The sequence below is a fragment of the [Clostridium] saccharolyticum WM1 genome, assembly GCF_000144625.1.
GTDB lineage: Bacteria > Bacillota > Clostridia > Lachnospirales > Lachnospiraceae > Lacrimispora > Lacrimispora saccharolytica.
Genome location: NC_014376.1, coordinates 831,693 through 851,654, shown reverse-complemented (window position 1 = coordinate 851,654; position 19,962 = coordinate 831,693). Strand labels below are relative to the sequence as shown.

Below are 19,962 nucleotides of genomic sequence, written 5' to 3'. Positions count from 1 at the left end.
TTAAGGTCCTATGGTAACCGGTACGCCTAAGTTGCAGTAATTCCATAAGACGTCCATGGCACTGTTATCCACTGCAACGCAGCCATGGGTAGTGCCTTCCGGAACCCTGCAGCCATGAATTTCAATGGCGCCTCCAAGAGGCGTATCCCATGGGGGCTGCTTGCCCTCTAAATTGGCTTTCACAATTTCATCCTTCTGGGCCTGGGTAATAATACCGTCTGCATATCCTCTTTCCGCATCCTTAATGGCTGGGTAAGATAAGCCCAAGGCCAGGTAGGCTACACTTTTATCATTTCTGGTGCAAACATAGAACTCTCCGCTTGGGGTCCTCATATCGCCCTCTACCTTTTTATTTCCTTCTGAAGAAGAGGCGCCCAAAGAAACCGGGTATTCTGCAATCAGAACTCCATTCTGCTTTAATGAAAGCGTTTTTGTTCTCTTGCTCACATATATGGTCACATTATTCACGGAAGCGGAATTGCCGGCGGCTATGGCAGCGCCCGGACCGGATATAGGCTCTGCATATCCTGTAACGTTGGAAGATACCGCCATTGCCATGACCAGTGCGGCTGCAATCAGACATCGATATCCTTTTCCTGCCCATTTCATCATCCTTAACTCTCCTTTTTTGTTACATTATACCATCCATTTTGGAAGCAATCATTTACAATATTCTTACGTTTCCTTCAAAATCTATCGTTTCAGGAATTATTTATTTAAATATAGCATTGCAAATAAGCAAGGGCAGCATTAAAGCAGCCTTCCACCCCTGTCAGACTGCTTTCCAGGCAGAGGTGGTAATTCTGCGCCTTTCCCCATTCGCATCCGGTATAATACTGATAATAGTCTTTTCTTTTTTTATCTATTTCCCGTATCCTCTCCTCCATCCGTTCAGGACTTACGCCTGTTTCTAGAGAATTCATTCGTTTGATCCGGTTTTCCATTTTGGCATATACAAATAAATTAATGCTGTTCTCAAGTACCCTGTCCGCACAGCGCCCGACAATAACACAGGGCCCCTGTTCAGCCAGCTTCCGAATCACCCGGGACTGGGTCAGAAATATCTGATCTGACATGGAAACCTCATAAAGCATAGAGAATGGAGTATAAAGCCGCTGTTTAAAAGGTTCCTGCTGAATGGAGATGTGTTCATCATAATGCAGAAATGCCTCTTCCGCCAAACCACTTTCTTCCGCAGACATTGAAATCAGTTCCTTATCATAAAACGGAAGATTCAGCCTTTCAGCGAGCTTCATGCCCAGCTCTCGTCCGCCGCTTCCAAACTCCCGGCTAATTGTAATCACCTTATCCAACATACGCTCCTCCTTATCTTCTGCTGAGTATTTTTTGCTACCCATCCTATATTCTGTATCGCAGGATATCTGCAAGGCTGTCAAATGGGCTTTAAATTTCTGGTTATCTTAATATATTTGCATTTTACCACATTCTTAAATACCTGTATACCACATTTCCGCCTCTCTTATTCATACTGGGTGGCAATTCCTGAAAAAGATATGACAGCCTGGGCCAAAAGGAGCCTGTTTCTTTTGTTAATTTGCAAAAAAAAGCCCTCCAATAGCAATCCTGCCATTGGAGGGCTTTTGAAATGTTAGAAATTAAAGATTTTTTAATTTCCAGAAAGTATTCTTGCAAGTTCACTGTTTTTATTCAAGATAATTGTTTTATTGGTACCTTTTAAGGAAGACTTTAGAGCATCCAGAGAACGGACGTAGTTGTAAAAATCTGCTTTGGACTCATCATTATATGCGTTGCTAAGAATCTGCATATACTGGGCTTCGCCTTCTGCCTTAATCATTTCAGCCTCTGCTTCTGCTTTTGCTACCGTCTCTTTTGTTGTTTTATCCGTTTCGTTACGGATCAGGGAAGACTGATAATCCCCATCTGCGGTGTACTGAGCTGCAATATTATTTCTTTCAGAGATCATTCGCTGGTATACAGACTCTTTATTGGAGTCTGGCAGATCAAGTTTTTTTGTTTCTACAGCAAGGATATGAATTCCGTAAGAATCCATTGATGTTCCAATATTATTTGTTATTGCATTTGCCAGTTCTCCTGCCCTGCCTGAAATAATATCTTCCTGACTGGTTGCGGACATAACAGTTTTGATGGAATTATATACAACATTATCAAGCCTTACCTCCGCCTTTTCAATACTTGCATTCAAGGAAGATAAATATCGAATCGGATCTGTAATTTCCCAGATTACGAACGAGTCTACATTCATTACTTTCTTATCTCTGGTCGTGACATCACTTGGAATGAGGTCATAGATCATTTTTTTCCTTGGAATCCTTTGGGTGCTTTGAACAAAAGGAATCTTAAAAGACAGGCCTGAGGTATTTTCCACACGCATAACCTTACCAAACTGCTTGACTAATGTGTATTCGTTTGCCCTTGTGATAACAAACGAATTTAAACCTATAAATAATAAAAGCAGAAAAACAGCTGCATATTTTGCCTTTTTAACCATTGTTATTGTTCTCCTTTCTCACTGCCTGCAAAGGGTTCTAAAGGAAGCATTGTCTGTGTTCCATCTGATCCATCAATGATAACCTTTAGGGAAGGCAGGATATTTTCCATGGTCTCGTAAAACATTCTCTTCTTTGTAATCAGCGGATACTTTATGTATTCCTGATACATATCGTTAAATCTTGATACCTGACCTTCTGCTTCACTAATTCTTTGCTGTTTATAGGCCTCCGCATCCTTTTTTGCTTTATCTGCTCTGGCATTTGCCGCCGGGAGCTGCTCAGACTGATACTTTTTCGCTTCATTGATTTTTGTATCCATACTCTGTTTTGCATCCTCTACTGCCTTAAAAGCATTGCTGACTGCTACGGTAGGAGGTTCCGAATCCTGTATGGTTACGTTATTAATTCCGATGCCAATATCTTCCTTTTCCAATCGTTCCGAAAGAAGCTGCTTTACCTTTGCTTGTATTTCAGCCTTCCCTGTGGTGATCACCTCATCTACATTATAGATGCCAACGGTATCCCTGATATAAGACTGGGAAAGATTTTTTAAGATATCCACAGCATTGTCACGGTAAATATAGGCTCTAACCGGATCAACAACCTGATATTCGATATAGAAGTCAACATTAACAAAGTTAAAATCTTTTGTGATCATTTCAGACTCACTGACAGTTGATTGATTTTCTTCGTCATAACCGATCCTCATGCCTTTGATTTCTTTTGACATCTTGTAAACTGTCTGTATTAATGGGATCTTAAAATGAGGTCCCGTCTTCGTCACGCTGACAGGGTTGCCAAATGTACATACTACTGCAACCTTATCCTCCGTCAACGTATAAAAACTGTTGTAAAGTAAGAAAACAGCCAGTAGCATTCCTATAACAAGGTAAGCGCTCTTTAAAATCACCTTTGCCTGCTTTTTTCTTGGAAGTTTTTCGAAATTTTCCGGATTCCGATTGCTCGAATCTTCTTGGCCTCCAAATCTTTTATCCATATTTTTCTCCTTTCTTTCCAGCGGCAGCTTTTTGATCCCAGGGATACTTTTAACAATGATTTTTCTTCACAATTATTTCTGCCTGATACCCTGGTACGATTCCATGAACAAGACGTGGCGAATGATCCTTCGCTCTTTTGATGAAATTTCTTATTTCATCTTCTATTATACACTATTTTAGTCTTTAGAGGAATTCCTAATAAAGTAAAAATATACCCGTCATCTTTAAATCAACTGACTATATCGTAAGAAGGGTCACTCCACGCCATACTCAATATTTTAAATGAGAATATGTTGGTCCGTCTTGGCCAAAGCCGGTACCATGAGGCCCATGTTGAAAAAGCTCCGGGCACAGCCGAAAAAATTGAGCCCATATCAGATAAAAAGGAAATTGAAAGTTACCGAAAAAGAATCCTATGACCTTATAGCAAAGGCTTTGTAAGCTGTCTTCAACTGTCTACAGGCTGAGAAATTCACAAAAAAGCGGAAACCCTGATAAAACCTAGGTTTCCGCTTCCAATTATAAGAGCGCGAGACGGGACTCGAACCCTATCATAATTGAAAATCCATTGAAAATACAGGAGGTTTGAGAGTTGCTCTTCCGTACTCTACCCCGTACTCTATCCCATACTTTTTATTCTCAAATTTATAGAAGAAAACTGTCAAGGGTTCCATAGGAACAACGCTTGCCCTTGATAGTTTGGGGTAAATAAAAAAATACACCCAATATAGAAACAGCTAGGGAAGACTTTTTATCTTTCCTAGCTTGATTACCACCTATAGGGTCCCACATAATAGATACATTTGTTCTGCTTGTTTCTCCAAAATTTAACCCAAAATTACCAGGGTCCCACATCTGATAATTATTAATATCAGAAATAGCATAATCTTGGGCTATGACTTCTTCAGGTGTACTGGCTGCACTTAAAGCCTGTACACCTGCTTCTATAATGGGTGTAGTCGGCCCTACTGATACCTTAATCCCATCGCTATACGGTACTGATGGATTCGTACCATTGCCGACAGTCCCTTTATTTATCGGAGAGCCTCCACCATGTCCATTCGCTAAAACTATTAGCGGTGTTTGTATAGCCATTACCACAGCTAATAGGGCTGCAATAATTCTTTTGTTCAAAATTTAGTAACCTCCTAGAATGCTCCGCCGTCTTTTACTCCGCCTACCGGTATATTGGTAAGATTAGGATCAACAGTATCTTGAGCTCTGCGCTCACTGTCTATAGCATTCAGAGTTTCGCGCGATACATAACCTTCCCACAGGACTGGGGATAGTAGATATTTGTCTTGTTGGGCGGCTCTAAATGTGATAGTGTCCACATTATATAAGGAGCCATTTATTGTCACAGTATTCCAACGCCAATCCTGACCATCGAAACGCTTGCCATTTCCGCCCTCTCTAGCAGAGAGTCCAGCTCGACGTGCAAAAGCGTTGTACAATCCTATAAATGCGTCAAATCCTCCGGATCTCCTATGAAATGCATCCGCTGGTGCTAATTGACTACCATCATAATTCATATTGGCGGATATAAGCCGAGCTATTGCAATAGCCCTTTCTTGTTCAGGTAAATTAATAATATTAGGCATTTGCGCATCCATCCAATCAAACGCTTCTTTGGCATAGGCGGGAGTTTGCCACCTGCCCGCCTTGTACTCTGTGACGTAATTATTATAATTGCTAGCCAAGTTTGCGTACAATAATCCGGATGTTATGCTTCCTTTAAACCCGTCCATCTGAGCCCACCACGGAGCTTGTCCTCCATAAAAACTATTGTACATGAAGCGATTTTCAGATATATAATTTTCTGGTATCATACGTCCGGTCCATGAGAGATATAAGTTATCCACGTAATTGTTCTTGAGATCTGAACCATCGGGTAATACATAGTAGTAATCGCCACCTCGTTTTTGCCAAGTACCTACTATACGTCCAGGATACTCTTGTACTTCATATTCTACTCCCCAAGGATTCTCTTTTCCGCCGGGTAACGCTGCTGGATCTGAATACGGTGCGGAGTGCGTCTGCCCTGAGTTGGCTCTCGCGTTAATACTGTCGAACGGTCCAGCATAACTCGTAAGCGTAGGTACTGTGATTGTGAATAATAGAGCCACCACAATTGTTGACTTTTTCATATCTGTTCCCTCCTATTAATCTTTGGTAAATATTGGAAATCTCTTAACTTAATTTTATCATCTTTCTGTTTTCAAGTCAATTTACTTCACTTAAAAGTCCCTTATTTGCGACCACTTTCTTCTCTAAATATCTTATAATCATTTAAATGTTTTAAATTGGTGGTGTAATTATGAGTAGTGGAGCTAAAATCAAATCAGATTCTAATATCTCGTTAGGCGAAAATATTAAATATTTTCGTAACATACGAGAGTACTCTCAGGCTTATATGGTTAAGGAGCTTCAACTTAGAGGCTGCAATACAACAAAACAAAGCTATTCTAAGTACGAAAAAGATTTAGCCCATATTACTGCTACAGAAATTAATGCTATTGCTGAAATTCTTGAAATTCAACTCGATAAATTATTTCTAAAAAAACGATCATAGAAAAAGGGAGGATACTACTCCCTTATTTTTTATTTCACTTCATAATTTATCTATTTTTCTACTCACAAGTTTGATCTTAACTTTTTCTATTTACATTTACCTTTATAAATAATCTATATTTAAATATTTTTCTTATTTGATAACTACTTGAATTACTCTTTTATGTATAATTTAAATTACTATATAATACAAAGGAGTCAATAAAATGAACGATGAATTAACAAGTCAATTATTTAGCACCATTGAGGTATTGGACAAAATCAAATCCTGCACTCTACCTGAAATATCAGGAGATATGGACATGGAATTGAAGTTACAACTGATAAACTGTTATGAGCAGACAAAAGAAGTAGTTAACAAAATTATCATTTCTTGGCATGGTGAAATACCTGATGAAACGGGTAACTTGCAAACTGATTACTACAATTCAATACACACAGCCGCAGAATTATTAACAAAGGTATCTACGGAAATGCTCCTAGCATTTGATAAAAGAATCCTTTACAAAAAGATTTTAGAAGAACATCAAATAATGCAAGCGGATATAATTCACTTTTTAAATGAGAAATATCAACTCATTACCACTTCTAATTTGAACTTGTCAAAAGAAACGTTATGTAACATGCTCAGCGGAAGACGAAAATGTTTCACTTATTGGCCCCTTTTTCATTTAATACCATATATTAAGTTAGAACATCCGGACTATCTAGAGAAATTAAGTCAGGAAAAACTAGATCCACTTTGGGAAAAGTCGGAACACTACTTTTATGAACTTTGGGAAGAGCATTGGAACCAATTCTGTAATGACTTTTTTGATGGAGAATTGAAACCAGAAGAATTTTCCAAAAGTTTTCAAAACAGAATAGATTATAGTTTAAAGAAACATCGAACTAACAAAAAAAACACAAATAAATAAAGTATGATACCACCCAATGGAATAATATGTCATCTTCCATTGAGTGGTATTTTATATTTAAAAATATTTCCTGTCTCTTAAACTCCCGTTATATTATGTTTGAATAATAAATTCTTAAAATTTTCAAAGTAGTTCTTAAGTGATAACGAATTCTAAGGTTAGCAACGGTATACTTACATTAGAAATGCAAGAGCATCATCTTAAAGCGATATTGCTTATGCACCTCTAACATTGCAATGTTATTTATATAAAGCTACGATTTCTCTTGAGAATCGTTCAGAAGACTGGAAAAATAGGTAAAATAATCGCCGGGGCTTCCCCCTGCGCGCAATGAAAGGAGAAGAAATGAGAGAAGAAGATAGTTTGCTCATCAATGTACACAACCTGCTAACTATTGGTTCTTTTATACTTGATCAGGCAGAGAAAAACCTCAAAGTTTTAGGAGAGATATTAAGCTCTTGTGAAAAGGGGAAGAGAGATTCGATAAATAGGTGCGTTCTTTTTGAACTCACGGATTCTATTGATTTAATGGTACTTTGCGAAGAAATAGACAAGAATTTATCAAATCCTCTTATTTCACCGGAGTGCATGGCATCCCTTAATAATCTAAAAAAGGAGACTAGAAGTATCATTTGCAACCTTAAAGTTCTAGAAAATGCCTTGTCACAATACACAGTTTGTCCATTAATGACAAACGGACATGCAATTAACTAGGGATGGATTTGGTGCTGTACCAAGCTATAGCAGAAAAGGAGAGATTATAATGCATTTAAACACAACAACTTTTATATTAAACAAGAAACAGACAGAGTATACGGCAAGAGATGGTTCTGTCAAACAATCTTACAAAGTTACGGTTAGCCAGGACAATAATAATATTATTTCTGAATTATCCGTTAATTCAGATATCTTCCAGACCCTTGTTCAAGGCAGGGAATTTGATCTGATATGCGAATACCGGAGTACCCGGAGCGGAAATTATTTGGTTGTAATATCCGCAAAGCCGGTGAAAACAGCTTTATAGGAGGAAGAAGTATGAAATTTCTTAATAAAATCAAAACCACTTTTCAGTTACTTGCAGATTCCATAAAGGACGGGCTTTCAAAAGCCCGTTCCAATGGACTGTATAAGAAAATGGCAATCATATTGCTCGGATTTATCGGAATCTTTTTTGCTGTCTTTGTTTTTATAAAACTGACAACTTACCTTTTCGAATCCATTTATAACTTTATTAATCTGCATTTTTTCGGAGTAGCCGCTACTGCCCTCGGCGGCGTCTACTTGCGCTTGAAGTGGAGCGACAGAAGAGATCAGCGGATTAAAGAAGAGCAGGAACGTAAACTTTCTAATGACCGTATCAAAATGAAATTTAGTGAGGGCTCTTATGATAAGATACGGAAATTTCTCTTTACTCAAATCCTGAATGAAGCAAATTTTGAAAGCCTGACAGGATTGTACAGGCCAGTGAATCCAGCGGAGCTTGGCAACGCACAAACCGGAAACTATCTGAAAAACGGCTTAATTTTTCACCAATTTAGAATTCCCAAGGTTTGTTTGGAAGATGTCAACGTTTCGTTAGTGACTTCGGTTCTCCAAAGCATGATTGAACAGAAAATTGGCGTCTACGGCATTCCGGGAATTATCAGCCCCACACATATGAACCGCAATGATGTTTTAATGGTATCAGATATTTCTGATATGAAGACCCATGTTATTCTAACCACTGTATTATCTTTTAATGGTGAATATGCAGATCAGAAAGCCTATGACCGTTCCATCGCCGATTCCCTTAATATCTCTACAGTGGAACGTACCTTAGATGATTATGACTATCATGGGTAATGGGGACGGAATTATCCGCCCCTTTATATCAGAAAATTACTGGAAATATGGAACCACTCACTGGATTGAATGGGATATGATGAAAAACGGATATCGTTTCTTATTATCAGGCCCGTCAGGCTCTGGAAAAACCACATTAGCCCAAGGCATCTTAAGCAAGATAGCCCGTCATGTACCAGAATCCGAGATATATGTCCTTGATTACAAGAACATTGATTTTGCCTACCTCGAGGGAGCCAAGCGTTACTTTAAACATGATTCCAGTACAGATGGCTTTCTTGAATTTTACGATATCTTTGAAACACGTTTATCACACAATGCTACTTATCCCTGGCTGATTCTATACATAGACGAATATCCATCATGGTTATTAAGCCTACCGTCCAAAGAACAGAAAGAATTAATGTCAAAAATGGCTAGACTTTTAAATTTAAGTAGGGCAAAACAAATTCATATCTGTGTTTCATGTCAAAAGCCATTGGCAGATTTGTTTAGTTCCGGCAGTCGTGAGAGTTTTTCGCATAAAGTTCTCTTACAGGCACCAAGCAAGGAAACAGTAACTATGCTCATGCCAAATTATAAAGATGTCATAGAAACATGTCCCACGGGTGTTGGGTATATGACGGTAAATGATACCACTCTTACAAAAGTCAGAGTTCCTTTTCCCCAAAATGTAGACGCTATGCATAGGGATTTACGGAACGCAGTCAACAGATAGAATTGCTTCAGGGCGTCCGCCATGCGGAGCGTGGCGGGCAAGCCCTGAAAGCCTAAAGGCCAGTATTAACCTTTAGGCACATATGTGTCATGTGTTTTAACACTTTAATACACTAAATAAGGAAGAAAGGAATAAACGCCATTATGTCAACCCGTTCAAGGCGTATGCAAATCACCTGTAACAACCCACTTGACAAGGGGTTCACTTCTGAAAAGATTAAAGAAATTATGCAAAGATGGAAAACTGAATATTATTGCTTCTGCTATGAGACCGGAGAATCCGGAACTCATCATTTCCACCTGTATACCAAGTTTTGTCACGCTCAGATTACAGATACAATCTCCAAAACTTTTGGAAATGCTCATATCGAGGTAATTCGCAATTCAAGCTCGATTGATAACAGAGACTACATTCGTAAGGAAGGAGCCTACCTTGATTCCGAAAAGAAAACTACGAATCACATAGAAACTTTTTATGAATCCTGTGAATGTCCCATTGATGGAAAGGAAAATCAGGGACATAGAAATGATATTGATTTAATGATTTCCCTCGTACAGGACGGAGCTTCTAACATGGAAGTGGTTCAAGCTGTTTCCTCAATGGCTCTACGTATCCCGGCTATTGAACAATACCGCCAAGCCTATTGGGAAGAAAAGGGAAGAGGATACCGTCATATGGATATTTGGTATATATATGGAAAAACCCGGACAGGAAAGACTTCATATGTTTACCAATCCCACCATTCCAGTGAAATCTATTCCGTAGTGGATTATAAAGGGAATGGCATATGGGATAAATATGATACGGCTAGAACCAGAGTTCTTTTACTTGATGAATACCGGAGCGCACTCCCCTTTTCCCTGATTCTGGCCCTCTGTGATGGACAGCCTTTAACTCTAAATTGCCGGTATGCCAACCGGGTCTGTCTCCATGAAACCGTGTATATCGTTTCCAATATTTCATTACTGGAACAATATCCTAATATCCAAAGGGAAGAACCGGAATCATGGAATGCCTTTCTTGCCCGTATCAACCATGTAAGGCATTATTATGAGATCGGGCAATACAAGGATTACACCGTAGAAGAATATCTTACCACGGAGCAGAATCCCCACCTGAAAGAATTTGAATCCTGCAATCCTGATTCTACCCCATTTAAAAACACTTCCCCTATTCCCATTCAGTTGGAGCTTCCTCCATTATAAAGTCAGGGGACACGAAAGGAACCTTATGCAAAAAGTTATTATATATTTCACCCCGTCAGAATTGGCAGCCGTAAGAGGGATTTCACTATCCAGCTTGTTTGAAGCAATCAGGCAGAAACAAATCCCTTATGTTAAAACGGAGGAGGGAATGAAAATCCCGGTAACTTACTATATTGACAATGATTCTTGATACACTTGCAACGAAAATAAATGTACAAATATATCATAATACGAAAAAACAAACCATTGAATGACTACCATCTAAAAATACCTATTAAAAATCACACGAAAAAACAAACTTCTGCAAGCTGTATCATCTCGAAAGGATGGTACATTTTTTGTGTAATTTTAACAATGATTCTTGCAATACAACTAGAAACAAATGGACATTTTTGTCTAAATGTGATATAATGGACTTAGATACAGAAGAGCTTCTCGAATTATATAACATGAAAAAACAGCAAAAAAAAGAGAATGCCATACTACAAGGGCACCTTGAAAACTTTTACCATATCTGGACAAACGACAAAGGAACCTTTCTCTCCTATCTACCTGATTCCACAAAACCAAAAGGACGAAAGCCCGTTACTGCTACCACAAAAGAAAAGCTGGAACGTAAAATCATTGACTTTTATCTGGAACTGGAACAGAACGAAAAAAATCAGAAGGAACAGGAACGGTTATCCACCATAAGAAGCATTTATCCTTTATGGCTGAATATTAAAGGTCTGGAAACCAAGGCTACCAGCTATATCCGAAGAATTGATAATGACTGGAACGCTTATTATTCTACTGACCCTATCTTTGATCTGGATATCCGAACCTTTACAAAAGCTATTTTAAAGGAATGGGCATTGAATAAAGTAAGGGATAAGGGGCTGACTAAAACCCAATATTATAACATGTCCATGATTATCCGTCAGTGCCTTGATTATGCCGTTGACCACGAACTGATTCCTCTTAATCCTTACAATCAATTCACTGTAGATAAAAAGCTGTTAAAGAAAGTAAAACAGCCGGAAGATGGGACACAAGTATTTCTTACCAATGAGCGTCCATTGATTGAGTGTGAAGCATGGTCAGACTTTGAGGAAAAAAATTGCACTTCTGCTTTAGCCATTCCGCTTGCATTTCAATTAGGCGTACGCTTAGGGGAACTTATCGCAATCAAAGAAACCGATATTTCCTCAGATGGAAAGTATCTACATATTCAGCGAATGGTTCAGAAACAGGAACGACAACGTCCAGACGGGTCATGGTATCCTGCCAGATGGGAAGCCGTGGAGCATACAAAATCCTCCGCTGGTGACCGCACGATTTATCTGACCGAGGAAGCAAGACGTATCATCAAAGTGATTCTTGAATCCAACAAGGAAAACGGTTTCTATGATAATGACTTCCTGTTTATCCATGATGGAAAGCGAATCAATCCAAGAGCCGTTGATACCCGTATCCGTAAATACTGCGATCATATCAATATATCCAGTAAAAGCACTCATAAGATACGGAAAACCTATATTTCTTCTCTTCTTGATGGCGGTATTAACATCAATGAGATACGAAAACAGGTCGGTCATGAGGACGAGCGCACCACTCTGAAAAACTACTGCTTCAACCGGAAAACCAGTGTTGAAAATGAATCCGATATGGAAAAAGCTTTAGCGGTTTAATGTCTACCCCGGTCTACCCCCCAAAAAGACATTTTTATAAAACAAAAAAAGCTGGAATCCCTTGTAAAATCAAGGTTCCAGCTACTTATTAAAAAGAGCGCGAGACGGGACTCGAACCCGCGACCCCGACCTTGGCAAGGTAACTTCCTTATTATATGTGGTATAACGTGGTAACTTTATCTGCATAAATACGACATTTGTCCATTTTGCTATACTACCAAATATAACGTGGTAACTTTATCTACTTTAAGAAAAACTTTAAGTAATTTTATGCTATCCTGCTCGGAAAACCGAGCAGGATACTTATCATGCAAATAGCAATTTAGATAACTATTACACCAAGGTTCAGATGGATAGTAAATTAACTGGTCTTACAGTGCTACCAGATGATACACTGGGAGTAAATATTTTCCCAGCAGGTGTAAGCGAAAAAGCTGTATATATATGTGCTACTAAAGTCAGTGCGCCAAAAACAACCATGGAAAAATATATTATCGAAGTCTACCGCGATTCGGATTTTATAATACAAAAATGGTATTCTCTATGGTTTGATGTTATATATTACAGACGATGCAATGTAACTGGTGGCTGGATATGGGGTACTTTTAAAACGGTTGATATGACCGTCATGTAAAACAAAATGATTAATTTTAAGCATATCAATCATTTTTTTACAAATGCACTCCATACTCCGTTATTAGCCCACCGTTCGTAAATTTCTTTGTTTTCGATTGCGTGCCATCTTTGATATGCTCTAACAACTTCTCCATCGCTAACCTCACTCATTTCAAATGGTAAATATTCTACTATCCACTGTTGGTTTAATATAGGACAACTGTTTTTGTAGTCAGAATCCCAGCTGTCAGCAGAGAAGAATACAGGGCGATTAAAAAACCACGATATTGTAGCACTGTATACCTTTGATGCGTCATAATATACAGATGTGGTTTTAAGGCTGTTTTCTACAGAAGTTACTTTACCGTTTGTTACCGTTAAATTGCTATTTAAATCAAGAATAAAAGAGGCACCAATGTGCCTCTTTTATTCTTCTCTCGTTTTACCATAACCATATCCGCCAAAAGCTCCAGCAACGATTCCGCCAGAAGCATAGAGAATTTTTTCCAACATTTCCGGATTATCTTTTAACAGAATAATAATAGCAATAATGAAAGCAATACCTAAAACCGTTATAAAAAAATTAAAAATTTTTCTATCTCGCTTTTCTTGATACCCCCTCTGCATATCTTCTCTTGATCCGGCCAAATATTCTGATATATGTGCCTCCGTAATCTTCTTAGAAACCGCTGATTCTGGATTTGCCATGCCACGCATTTGAACAGCAGAAATCATCATCTGTGTAACTTGCTTCCGGTGTTCCGGTGGTATATTTTCTATAACATCACTAAATCCTTCTGGTATATTCGTTTCTTCATTTAATTCTTCTAATAATTGCTTCTCTTCTTTACATTCATCTTTACATTCATCTTTAGTTTTATCTTCTGCCATTATATAACCCCTTCATAATTGAATTAGTTATATCTTTTGTCATTGCAATTATAGCATCATCAATTGCAACAACACAGTTCTTTTCTATTTCACGTGAAATTTTCACTTTTATATCTTTGTTTCTCATTGTTTTTACTGGAGCATTAAAGATGTTATTATTCTTAGTCCCTGTTTCCTCCCACAGCATTGGCATATTATACACTCCTTTTCGCATAGGGCATACCTCCTATAACATAATATGCCCTATTTTCTATTGAATAACCAGCAAGAATTAAGTATCTATATATTAACACTCAAATATTTTATTTTCAATATTTTTTTGTATTTAATATCTTATTTCTTTATTTACATTATACTACTTAATTAGACAAAATGGTATTGCTATTAGAATCATATTTCTTAATTTTTATTACAACAAAAAAAGGCAGGCCCGTTTTATCGGTGCCCGCCTGTGCTTTTTATGCTTTCAATCCTGGATACTGCAATGCCCCGTCCTGATCTGGTGTCAACGTAACCGGTTCAGTACTCATCTTTCCATTCTTGTCCAAGTAATACCATTTTCCATCAATCGTCTGTAAGCCTTTTACCATAGCCCCATCTGCTCCCATATAGTACCACTCACTATTGTACATATACCACTTATTTGAAATCATGATTCCAGCACCATCAAACCAGTACCATTTCCCATCAGAATCCATGTACCATGCATTTCGTACTGGCTCACCGGAATTTCCAAGGTAGAACCGCCAGCCATCCGGTTCCTCATTCCACCCGGATAGTTTTACAGGATCAGGAATAGGTTGTGCATCGTCCTGGATATATCTGCGCACACAGACAAGTCCCTTACGCCAGCCACCGGAAGCCAAGGAGTTGTACCGGCTCTTGCAATATGCCACGATATCCTTATAGGAAGGTGTACCGCTTCCATGTCCGCAGATGATTCCATTACCGTAATACATTTCTACGTGGCCAATCTTAAGGGGCCTGCTGGCATCTGTCCCGGCAAACTCCAACATATCACCCTTTCGTAGGAGCGATATATCCGGTATTCCTGCGGTAATTTTTGCATCTATGGTTATCAGTTTGCTTGATGTGTAAATCCCAGCCGTATTCAGGTTCCCGAATCCGTACCCGGCCTCCTGATAGCTGAGACATATAGAGCTGCTGCAATCGCTGTAATAATTGCCGTCTTTATATTTTTTGAAGCAGTAATTGCGTAAATCCTGATTATAGATATTCCGGCCTATAATCGTAGCGTATTTATCACATACCGCCTGCCGTTTCTGTTCTGCTGCCATTATATTTCCTCCGATCCATAAGAAAAAGCCCAGGATAATCCCGGGCCTTAAAAGTTGTAATGCTACAATTCTCAATAGGTCATTTCTTATACTTTGTGCGCTCCCAAATATCGTATAGGCGATCCCACCCTCCGGTAGACACAAGATACACCATAAACGCCGCAATGAATGCTCCGAATATGTAATACCAAGTGATAGGTTCCTGCATCCATGTACACAATATGAGTACTGCAATAGGACACAAAATCAGTGACACGACAAATGCTACTCCAGATGTAGGCAGCTGCACCAGCCCAGGTAGTTCCTTAATTACCTGGGTGATAATTGCCACAGCACAGGCCAGTAATCCAATTGCTGTCAAAAAGTACGTTCCATACTGCATAATCAATGATATATCCATAACTTAATCCTCTCTTTCTGACGGTTCCTCCGGCATTAACATTAATTTATTCTTTAGTCCCGTTGCAACATCGTTTCCGCCCAGGTCATGATAGGCATCATACATGCGTTTTACATTCTCCTTTGCATAAATAGGGCAAAACTTTTTATCCTGATAATGGTTATAGGCTCCTATGATCCTATCCCTGAGAAGCGCCTGCATACCGTCATGCAAAGCCTTATTTTTTTTGCTTTCCTCGTTAATCCTCTTAGCTAGTTTTCTATAGCCAATACCAAAAAGAGCAGAGGCAATTATAAATAACCACTCCACCCATTTCATGTCCACATACTGTATGATTTCTTTCAATGGACGTTACCTCACTCTTTCCTTAATTTTCTTCTAGCCACTTCTGGGTTTTTGCCAGCCAGTATGCCGGAACCTGATCAATCGTTATAATACTAATCCTGATTCTTTTTCCGTAAAATTCTCCCATTATTGCACACTCCCTTCTGCCATTTTACCCACAGTCTCACCCAGATCAGAGATTGCCCCATCCTGCGTCTGCTGTCCAGATTCCACAGCGTCAAGCCGTTTTTCGATCTCCGTCTTTTCACGCAAGGAAATTGTAATGTATAAACCATCTGCTTTTTCTTTCCATGATCCAGGTTGTAGCACAAGGTCAGTATAATTACCTCTGTTTAACCCCTCCCCGTTCTGCACTTCTACTTTTGACAAGTTTTCTTCTGTCAATTTTGGCATAATGGAAGCCGCCGCTGTCCAGTCAGTGAAAACCGTAGTAAGCTCCGTAAGGCTTGAGCCTGTTTCCAAATTGATTGTAGTTCCATCATTAAGAATCATTTTTTCTTTATTCATATAAAATTCCTTTCTGCCCGTTTCCAGGCAATAAAATAAGAGCCTTTCAGCTCTGGTTTATAAGTTTATTTACTCCATTAAATAGCAATTTTATAAAGGTAAAATTGTAAAATAAACAGTAATAAAATTCCCAGCTCCGGTTCCAGAGGCATCTGTGTCTCTTAGCAAAAAACCGCTAGGAGTTTGCCCAACGATTGAATATTTTGTTTTATCATAATCCCCAACGCCTTGTATTACTGCATTATCAACGACTATGGAATAACTGTTGGCATCCTTTAAAGGAATATAATAATCATAATAACCTGAATTGGGAATTTTGTTAGCAGGCTTACTATAACCATAAAAGAAAGCCCCGTAATCTTTACGATTCAGAGCTATTAATGTATTGTAGCGGCTATTTGTATGAATACTTATATTATGGTGGTTTACTGATACATACGGTAGTTGCGTGCTTGCGTCTTTCCGGAATCGGAAACTACCATATTCAACATAATTATTAAAAAACTGTAAAATAAGGGGGGAAGCAATAGTTCCATTCCCTACCATGGCGGGGGCATCATCAACGGTTATGTTTCCGTAAATATGATTATTGATAAATCTCATGGTTTGACCAGAGGCTGCAGTCGGGAAGTTGTGGACATAGATAGCTTGGCTTTCTGTGGCTGCCCCTATAAATGTACAATTCCTGAATTCCACAGTATTATTATCTCCCATTCCGACACCGACAGAGGCATTTGCATCAGAAATAAATCTGCAATTAGTAAAGACTGTCTCTCCGCTTGCATTTGGAAACCCCTGTCTTTCAAAGTGCATTCCATAAGAACTAGTCCCCCCAGCACTGCGAAAGGTAATTCCATAAAAATACCCTTGACCACATGTGTATAATGGGGCATTCGGATAAGCGCTTGGGTAAGTAACAATGGTCTGACCCTGAATTCCCACTAAATCTATTCCATTGTTATCATTTAATTCTATTTGTTCATTATAAGTCCCCTCATATATAAAAATCGTCACTCTGTTGGTTTTGGTAGCGTATGTTTTTGCGTAATTTATAGCAGCGTTTATAGTGGTGTACTGCGCTCCCGTCTTGCCGACTGTAAGGAAATTGGAGTTTGCCTTTAAATTTGTCTTATTTAAATTAATATTTGTCGTATCAAGCTGATCCTTTAAACTCTTTCCCATAGGACCGGACAAAACGGTTTTTGGATCAGTAGCCATAAAGTTATTTACAATATTTGCATATGGTATTAACTTTGTCATGACCTTATCTGCGATAGCGTCAATCAATGCCTGGCTCACCACGGTTGATCCAGCAGTTCCGATCACTCCACTTGTATCAGTTCCTTCTATTTGTGAAAGAGAATCAGACTCGAATCCACGGGCCAAATATTTCCAATTTTCACCTTCTTCTGGAGTTATTCCGGTAAGATTACTTTTAAGTGCCACCCATGTTGAACCTGCATAATAAACAGAATTTCCTGCAACATATGTAGTACTTGGATTATAATCACCTTTATCAGCTATTCCTACAGTTCCTAAGATTGACATTATGTCACTCCTTTCTTAATTTACAAATTCAAATGATAGAACTTTATTTTCATCAAGGGTAAAAACAATTCCTGTTCCCTGGGTATCCTGAACAAGTTCCATTGTGTCCCAATCAATATGAAATGTAGGTGCCACTACTGCGGAATACTGTGCGGCCCGGTCAGCTTCTTGTTTCGCCCGATCAGCATCCGCTTTTGATTGTTCGCTGAAATACTTGCTGTTATTGCTGTTTTCTCCTGGACGGATTCCTTTGTTTCCTATCGCCCAACTTTCTGCTAGGTTTGCGCTTCCTGCTGCCTGCTGTACTTGCTGCACACCTTCCGCAAGAGTATTCTGTGCTTCAATAATTGTTGCATTTGCCGTATCTATTGCCGTATTGGCCTCTTGTATTGCTGCATTGGCATTATTTAGTGTCTGAGTTGCATCAGCGGCTATTCCGTCTATTCTGGTGACTTGCTGCGCCACTTGTGCAAGAGCATTTTCACCATCAGCATTTACCTTGATTGCCAGAGATATCATACTTCCCCTGACTTCTTCGCCTTTTACAGCGTCACGGAATTTTTGTACTTCTTGGCTTATATCTGCCATTGTTTCACTTCCTTTCTGACATAAAAAGAGCGGGGAATCATTCCTCGCTCTAAATTAAATTCTAAAATATTTCGATGTGTTCAATATCAGAAAATCTAACAGTAATTATAACAGAGTTATCGTTCGTAAAGTCCGGCTCATTATTATAGATTTCGTTAGTTTCTTTATCCATTTTCACGAATCCGCTTAATGCAAGCCACGAATCATTGCCTTTTTCTTCGTGATTCTTATGACTGCCAATAATATAATACTTCTCGTTCTTAAGATAAACCTTTAAGTTGGAACCATTATCAAGATCAAGTACGTCTCTCCATATATCTTCGTTTGGTGTCTTATGAAATAATTTAACCATAAGCTTTTTAAACCATACTCTCTGAAACAAAATTGAGATTAGACATACTATTACTATTCCAAGTAATATTGATATACCAGAATTAAGCATTGCAAAATCTGGCACATTTTTAAACCACTTAATTCTTAGCAATGATACCATAGATAAAAGCGTGTAGCTTAGTACACAACTTATAACTAATAAATATTTACCATCAATTTTCTTTGATGTTGTGAATTGAAATAAAATTATACAACAATATCCTGGTACCACATACTGTAGAATTAAAGGTAATTCTTTTATAACATTTAATATGTCATTTATGTCTATCACTCCTTTTTATCATTTTTTGTATTCTTTCCGGTCATATATGCAATGTCCTTATTCTTTGTTTCGCTTGATTGCACAGTGTAATGAACGGCACGTTCCTCCACGGCATTATTTAACTCTACATGTTTTTTGTCCTTATCAGTCATAATCATTTCCCCTTTGGTATTTTTTACCATTTATTATAGTGCATATGATTATGGCAATCAATAGGGAAATTTAAAAGAGCAGGGTTTTCGCTCTGCTCTCTGGATCATATTATTTTATTTGTTGGCTACCGTCTCAACAACCACTTGTCCATCTTTTACCCAAGCTCCATCAGGCCCAACGGTATAACCATCTGGAGTTGTGGTGTCGTGAAGCATATAACAATACTCATCAAAATAGTACCATTTTCCATCGGAAGGGTCGTGGAACCATGTGTTTTGTAACGTATATCCAGTTTCATCAAGATATACCCATGCTCCATCATACTCATGATGCCATGCGTTTTTTATCGGAATGTAATCCTCGTTCGGAACTACCCACCTTGGTCTTGTTTCTCCTTCTCCTAACGGTCTCCGTTCTTCCGCAAAAGCCGCAATGTTTAATGAAAAGAGCATTATTACAATAACAAAAAGCATACGTTTTATTCTCATACTCTTCACCTCCAATCGCTTTTATATTAGCACATTAATTTATTATATGCAACTTCAGCAC

26 protein-coding genes are annotated in these 19,962 nt (G+C 38.6%); 9 read left to right on the top strand and 17 right to left on the bottom strand.

What is annotated here, in order from left to right; translation table 11 throughout:
* The 6 genes from CLOSA_RS04050 to CLOSA_RS04020 form a co-directional block, all read right to left on the bottom strand.
* A complete protein-coding gene (locus CLOSA_RS04050; protein WP_013271503.1) occupies positions 1–612 on the bottom strand; it encodes a L,D-transpeptidase family protein in 612 nt (203 codons plus the stop codon).
* A 104-nt stretch (positions 613–716) separates the two neighbouring features.
* Positions 717–1,313, bottom strand: a complete 597-nt coding sequence (locus tag CLOSA_RS04045) for a cytidylate kinase-like family protein (RefSeq protein ID WP_041708878.1) — start codon at positions 1,311–1,313, stop codon at positions 717–719.
* Between the two features lie 314 nt (positions 1,314–1,627).
* Positions 1,628–2,491, bottom strand: a complete 864-nt coding sequence (gene hflC, locus CLOSA_RS04035) for a protease modulator HflC (protein ID WP_013271501.1) — start codon at positions 2,489–2,491, stop codon at positions 1,628–1,630.
* Between the two features lie 2 nt (positions 2,492–2,493).
* Positions 2,494–3,489 carry an FtsH protease activity modulator HflK gene (gene hflK / locus CLOSA_RS04030; RefSeq protein ID WP_013271500.1) on the bottom strand — a complete coding sequence of 332 codons (996 nt, stop codon included), beginning with the start codon at positions 3,487–3,489 and terminating at the stop codon, positions 2,494–2,496.
* A gap of 646 nt (positions 3,490–4,135) precedes the next feature.
* On the bottom strand, positions 4,136–4,624 hold the full coding sequence (locus CLOSA_RS04025; RefSeq protein ID WP_013271499.1) for a hypothetical protein: 489 nt from the start codon (positions 4,622–4,624) through the stop codon (positions 4,136–4,138).
* A gap of 14 nt (positions 4,625–4,638) precedes the next feature.
* Entirely contained in the window at positions 4,639–5,637 is a 999-nt protein-coding gene (locus tag CLOSA_RS04020; RefSeq protein ID WP_013271498.1) for a hypothetical protein, read from the bottom strand.
* Positions 5,638–5,807: 170 nt separating this feature from the next.
* On the opposite strand from CLOSA_RS04020, the gene CLOSA_RS04015 reads away from it, so the two are divergent.
* The 9 genes from CLOSA_RS04015 to CLOSA_RS22560 all read left to right on the top strand — a co-directional run bounded on the left by CLOSA_RS04015 (position 5,808) and on the right by CLOSA_RS22560 (position 13,047).
* Complete coding sequence (locus CLOSA_RS04015; protein ID WP_013271497.1) at positions 5,808–6,062, top strand: helix-turn-helix domain-containing protein; 255 nt, start codon at positions 5,808–5,810, stop codon at positions 6,060–6,062.
* Positions 6,063–6,267: 205 nt separating this feature from the next.
* Positions 6,268–6,978 (top strand): hypothetical protein, encoded by a 711-nt coding sequence (locus tag CLOSA_RS04010; RefSeq protein WP_013271496.1) that lies wholly within the window; start codon positions 6,268–6,270, stop codon positions 6,976–6,978.
* A 345-nt stretch (positions 6,979–7,323) separates the two neighbouring features.
* Positions 7,324–7,692, top strand: coding sequence for a hypothetical protein (locus CLOSA_RS04005; RefSeq protein WP_013271495.1), 369 nt, complete (start codon positions 7,324–7,326; stop codon positions 7,690–7,692).
* 49 nt (positions 7,693–7,741) lie between these two features.
* Positions 7,742–8,002: a hypothetical protein gene (locus CLOSA_RS04000; RefSeq protein WP_013271494.1), complete on the top strand. Its 261-nt coding sequence runs from the start codon at positions 7,742–7,744 to the stop codon at positions 8,000–8,002.
* A gap of 11 nt (positions 8,003–8,013) precedes the next feature.
* A complete protein-coding gene (locus CLOSA_RS03995; RefSeq protein WP_013271493.1) occupies positions 8,014–8,820 on the top strand; it encodes a hypothetical protein in 807 nt (268 codons plus the stop codon).
* Complete coding sequence (locus CLOSA_RS03990; RefSeq protein ID WP_013271492.1) at positions 8,798–9,538, top strand: ATP-binding protein; 741 nt, start codon at positions 8,798–8,800, stop codon at positions 9,536–9,538. Before CLOSA_RS03995 ends, CLOSA_RS03990 begins: the two co-directional genes overlap by 23 nt.
* 227 nt (positions 9,539–9,765) lie before the next feature.
* Positions 9,766–10,743: a hypothetical protein gene (locus CLOSA_RS03985; protein WP_242647780.1), complete on the top strand. Its 978-nt coding sequence runs from the start codon at positions 9,766–9,768 to the stop codon at positions 10,741–10,743.
* Between the two features lie 410 nt (positions 10,744–11,153).
* Positions 11,154–12,413, top strand: a complete 1,260-nt coding sequence (locus tag CLOSA_RS03980; protein ID WP_041708450.1) for a site-specific integrase — start codon at positions 11,154–11,156, stop codon at positions 12,411–12,413.
* Positions 12,414–12,762: 349 nt separating this feature from the next.
* Complete coding sequence (locus tag CLOSA_RS22560; protein ID WP_013271488.1) at positions 12,763–13,047, top strand: hypothetical protein; 285 nt, start codon at positions 12,763–12,765, stop codon at positions 13,045–13,047.
* Between the two features lie 407 nt (positions 13,048–13,454).
* On the opposite strand, the gene CLOSA_RS03975 is transcribed toward CLOSA_RS22560, so the two are convergent.
* The 11 genes from CLOSA_RS03975 to CLOSA_RS21645 form a co-directional block, all read right to left on the bottom strand.
* Positions 13,455–13,919, bottom strand: a complete 465-nt coding sequence (locus CLOSA_RS03975; protein WP_013271486.1) for a hypothetical protein — start codon at positions 13,917–13,919, stop codon at positions 13,455–13,457.
* Positions 13,906–14,133, bottom strand: a complete 228-nt coding sequence (locus CLOSA_RS03970; protein WP_013271485.1) for a hypothetical protein — start codon at positions 14,131–14,133, stop codon at positions 13,906–13,908. Before CLOSA_RS03970 ends, CLOSA_RS03975 begins: the two co-directional genes overlap by 14 nt.
* A 244-nt stretch (positions 14,134–14,377) precedes the next feature.
* The gene (locus CLOSA_RS03965) at positions 14,378–15,217 is read right to left on the bottom strand and encodes an NlpC/P60 family protein (RefSeq protein ID WP_013271484.1); all 840 of its coding nucleotides are present in this window, start codon (positions 15,215–15,217) and stop codon (positions 14,378–14,380) included.
* A 79-nt stretch (positions 15,218–15,296) separates the two neighbouring features.
* Entirely contained in the window at positions 15,297–15,617 is a 321-nt protein-coding gene (locus CLOSA_RS03960; protein ID WP_013271483.1) for a hypothetical protein, read from the bottom strand.
* Positions 15,618–15,620: 3 nt separating this feature from the next.
* Entirely contained in the window at positions 15,621–15,962 is a 342-nt protein-coding gene (locus tag CLOSA_RS03955; RefSeq protein WP_013271482.1) for a hypothetical protein, read from the bottom strand.
* A gap of 126 nt (positions 15,963–16,088) precedes the next feature.
* Positions 16,089–16,469, bottom strand: a complete 381-nt coding sequence (locus CLOSA_RS03950; protein WP_013271480.1) for a hypothetical protein — start codon at positions 16,467–16,469, stop codon at positions 16,089–16,091.
* 90 nt (positions 16,470–16,559) lie between these two features.
* Positions 16,560–18,017, bottom strand: coding sequence for a PemB family protein (locus CLOSA_RS03945; protein WP_013271479.1), 1,458 nt, complete (start codon positions 18,015–18,017; stop codon positions 16,560–16,562).
* Positions 18,018–18,032: 15 nt separating this feature from the next.
* Positions 18,033–18,605 carry a hypothetical protein gene (locus CLOSA_RS03940; RefSeq protein WP_013271478.1) on the bottom strand — a complete coding sequence of 191 codons (573 nt, stop codon included), beginning with the start codon at positions 18,603–18,605 and terminating at the stop codon, positions 18,033–18,035.
* A gap of 61 nt (positions 18,606–18,666) precedes the next feature.
* Positions 18,667–19,269: a hypothetical protein gene (locus CLOSA_RS03935; RefSeq protein WP_013271477.1), complete on the bottom strand. Its 603-nt coding sequence runs from the start codon at positions 19,267–19,269 to the stop codon at positions 18,667–18,669.
* On the bottom strand, positions 19,266–19,412 hold the full coding sequence (locus CLOSA_RS22555) for a hypothetical protein (RefSeq protein ID WP_013271476.1): 147 nt from the start codon (positions 19,410–19,412) through the stop codon (positions 19,266–19,268). Before CLOSA_RS22555 ends, CLOSA_RS03935 begins: the two co-directional genes overlap by 4 nt.
* Before the next feature lie 114 nt (positions 19,413–19,526).
* Positions 19,527–19,901 (bottom strand): hypothetical protein, encoded by a 375-nt coding sequence (locus tag CLOSA_RS21645; protein ID WP_013271475.1) that lies wholly within the window; start codon positions 19,899–19,901, stop codon positions 19,527–19,529.
* Positions 19,902–19,962: the final 61 nt, after the last annotated feature.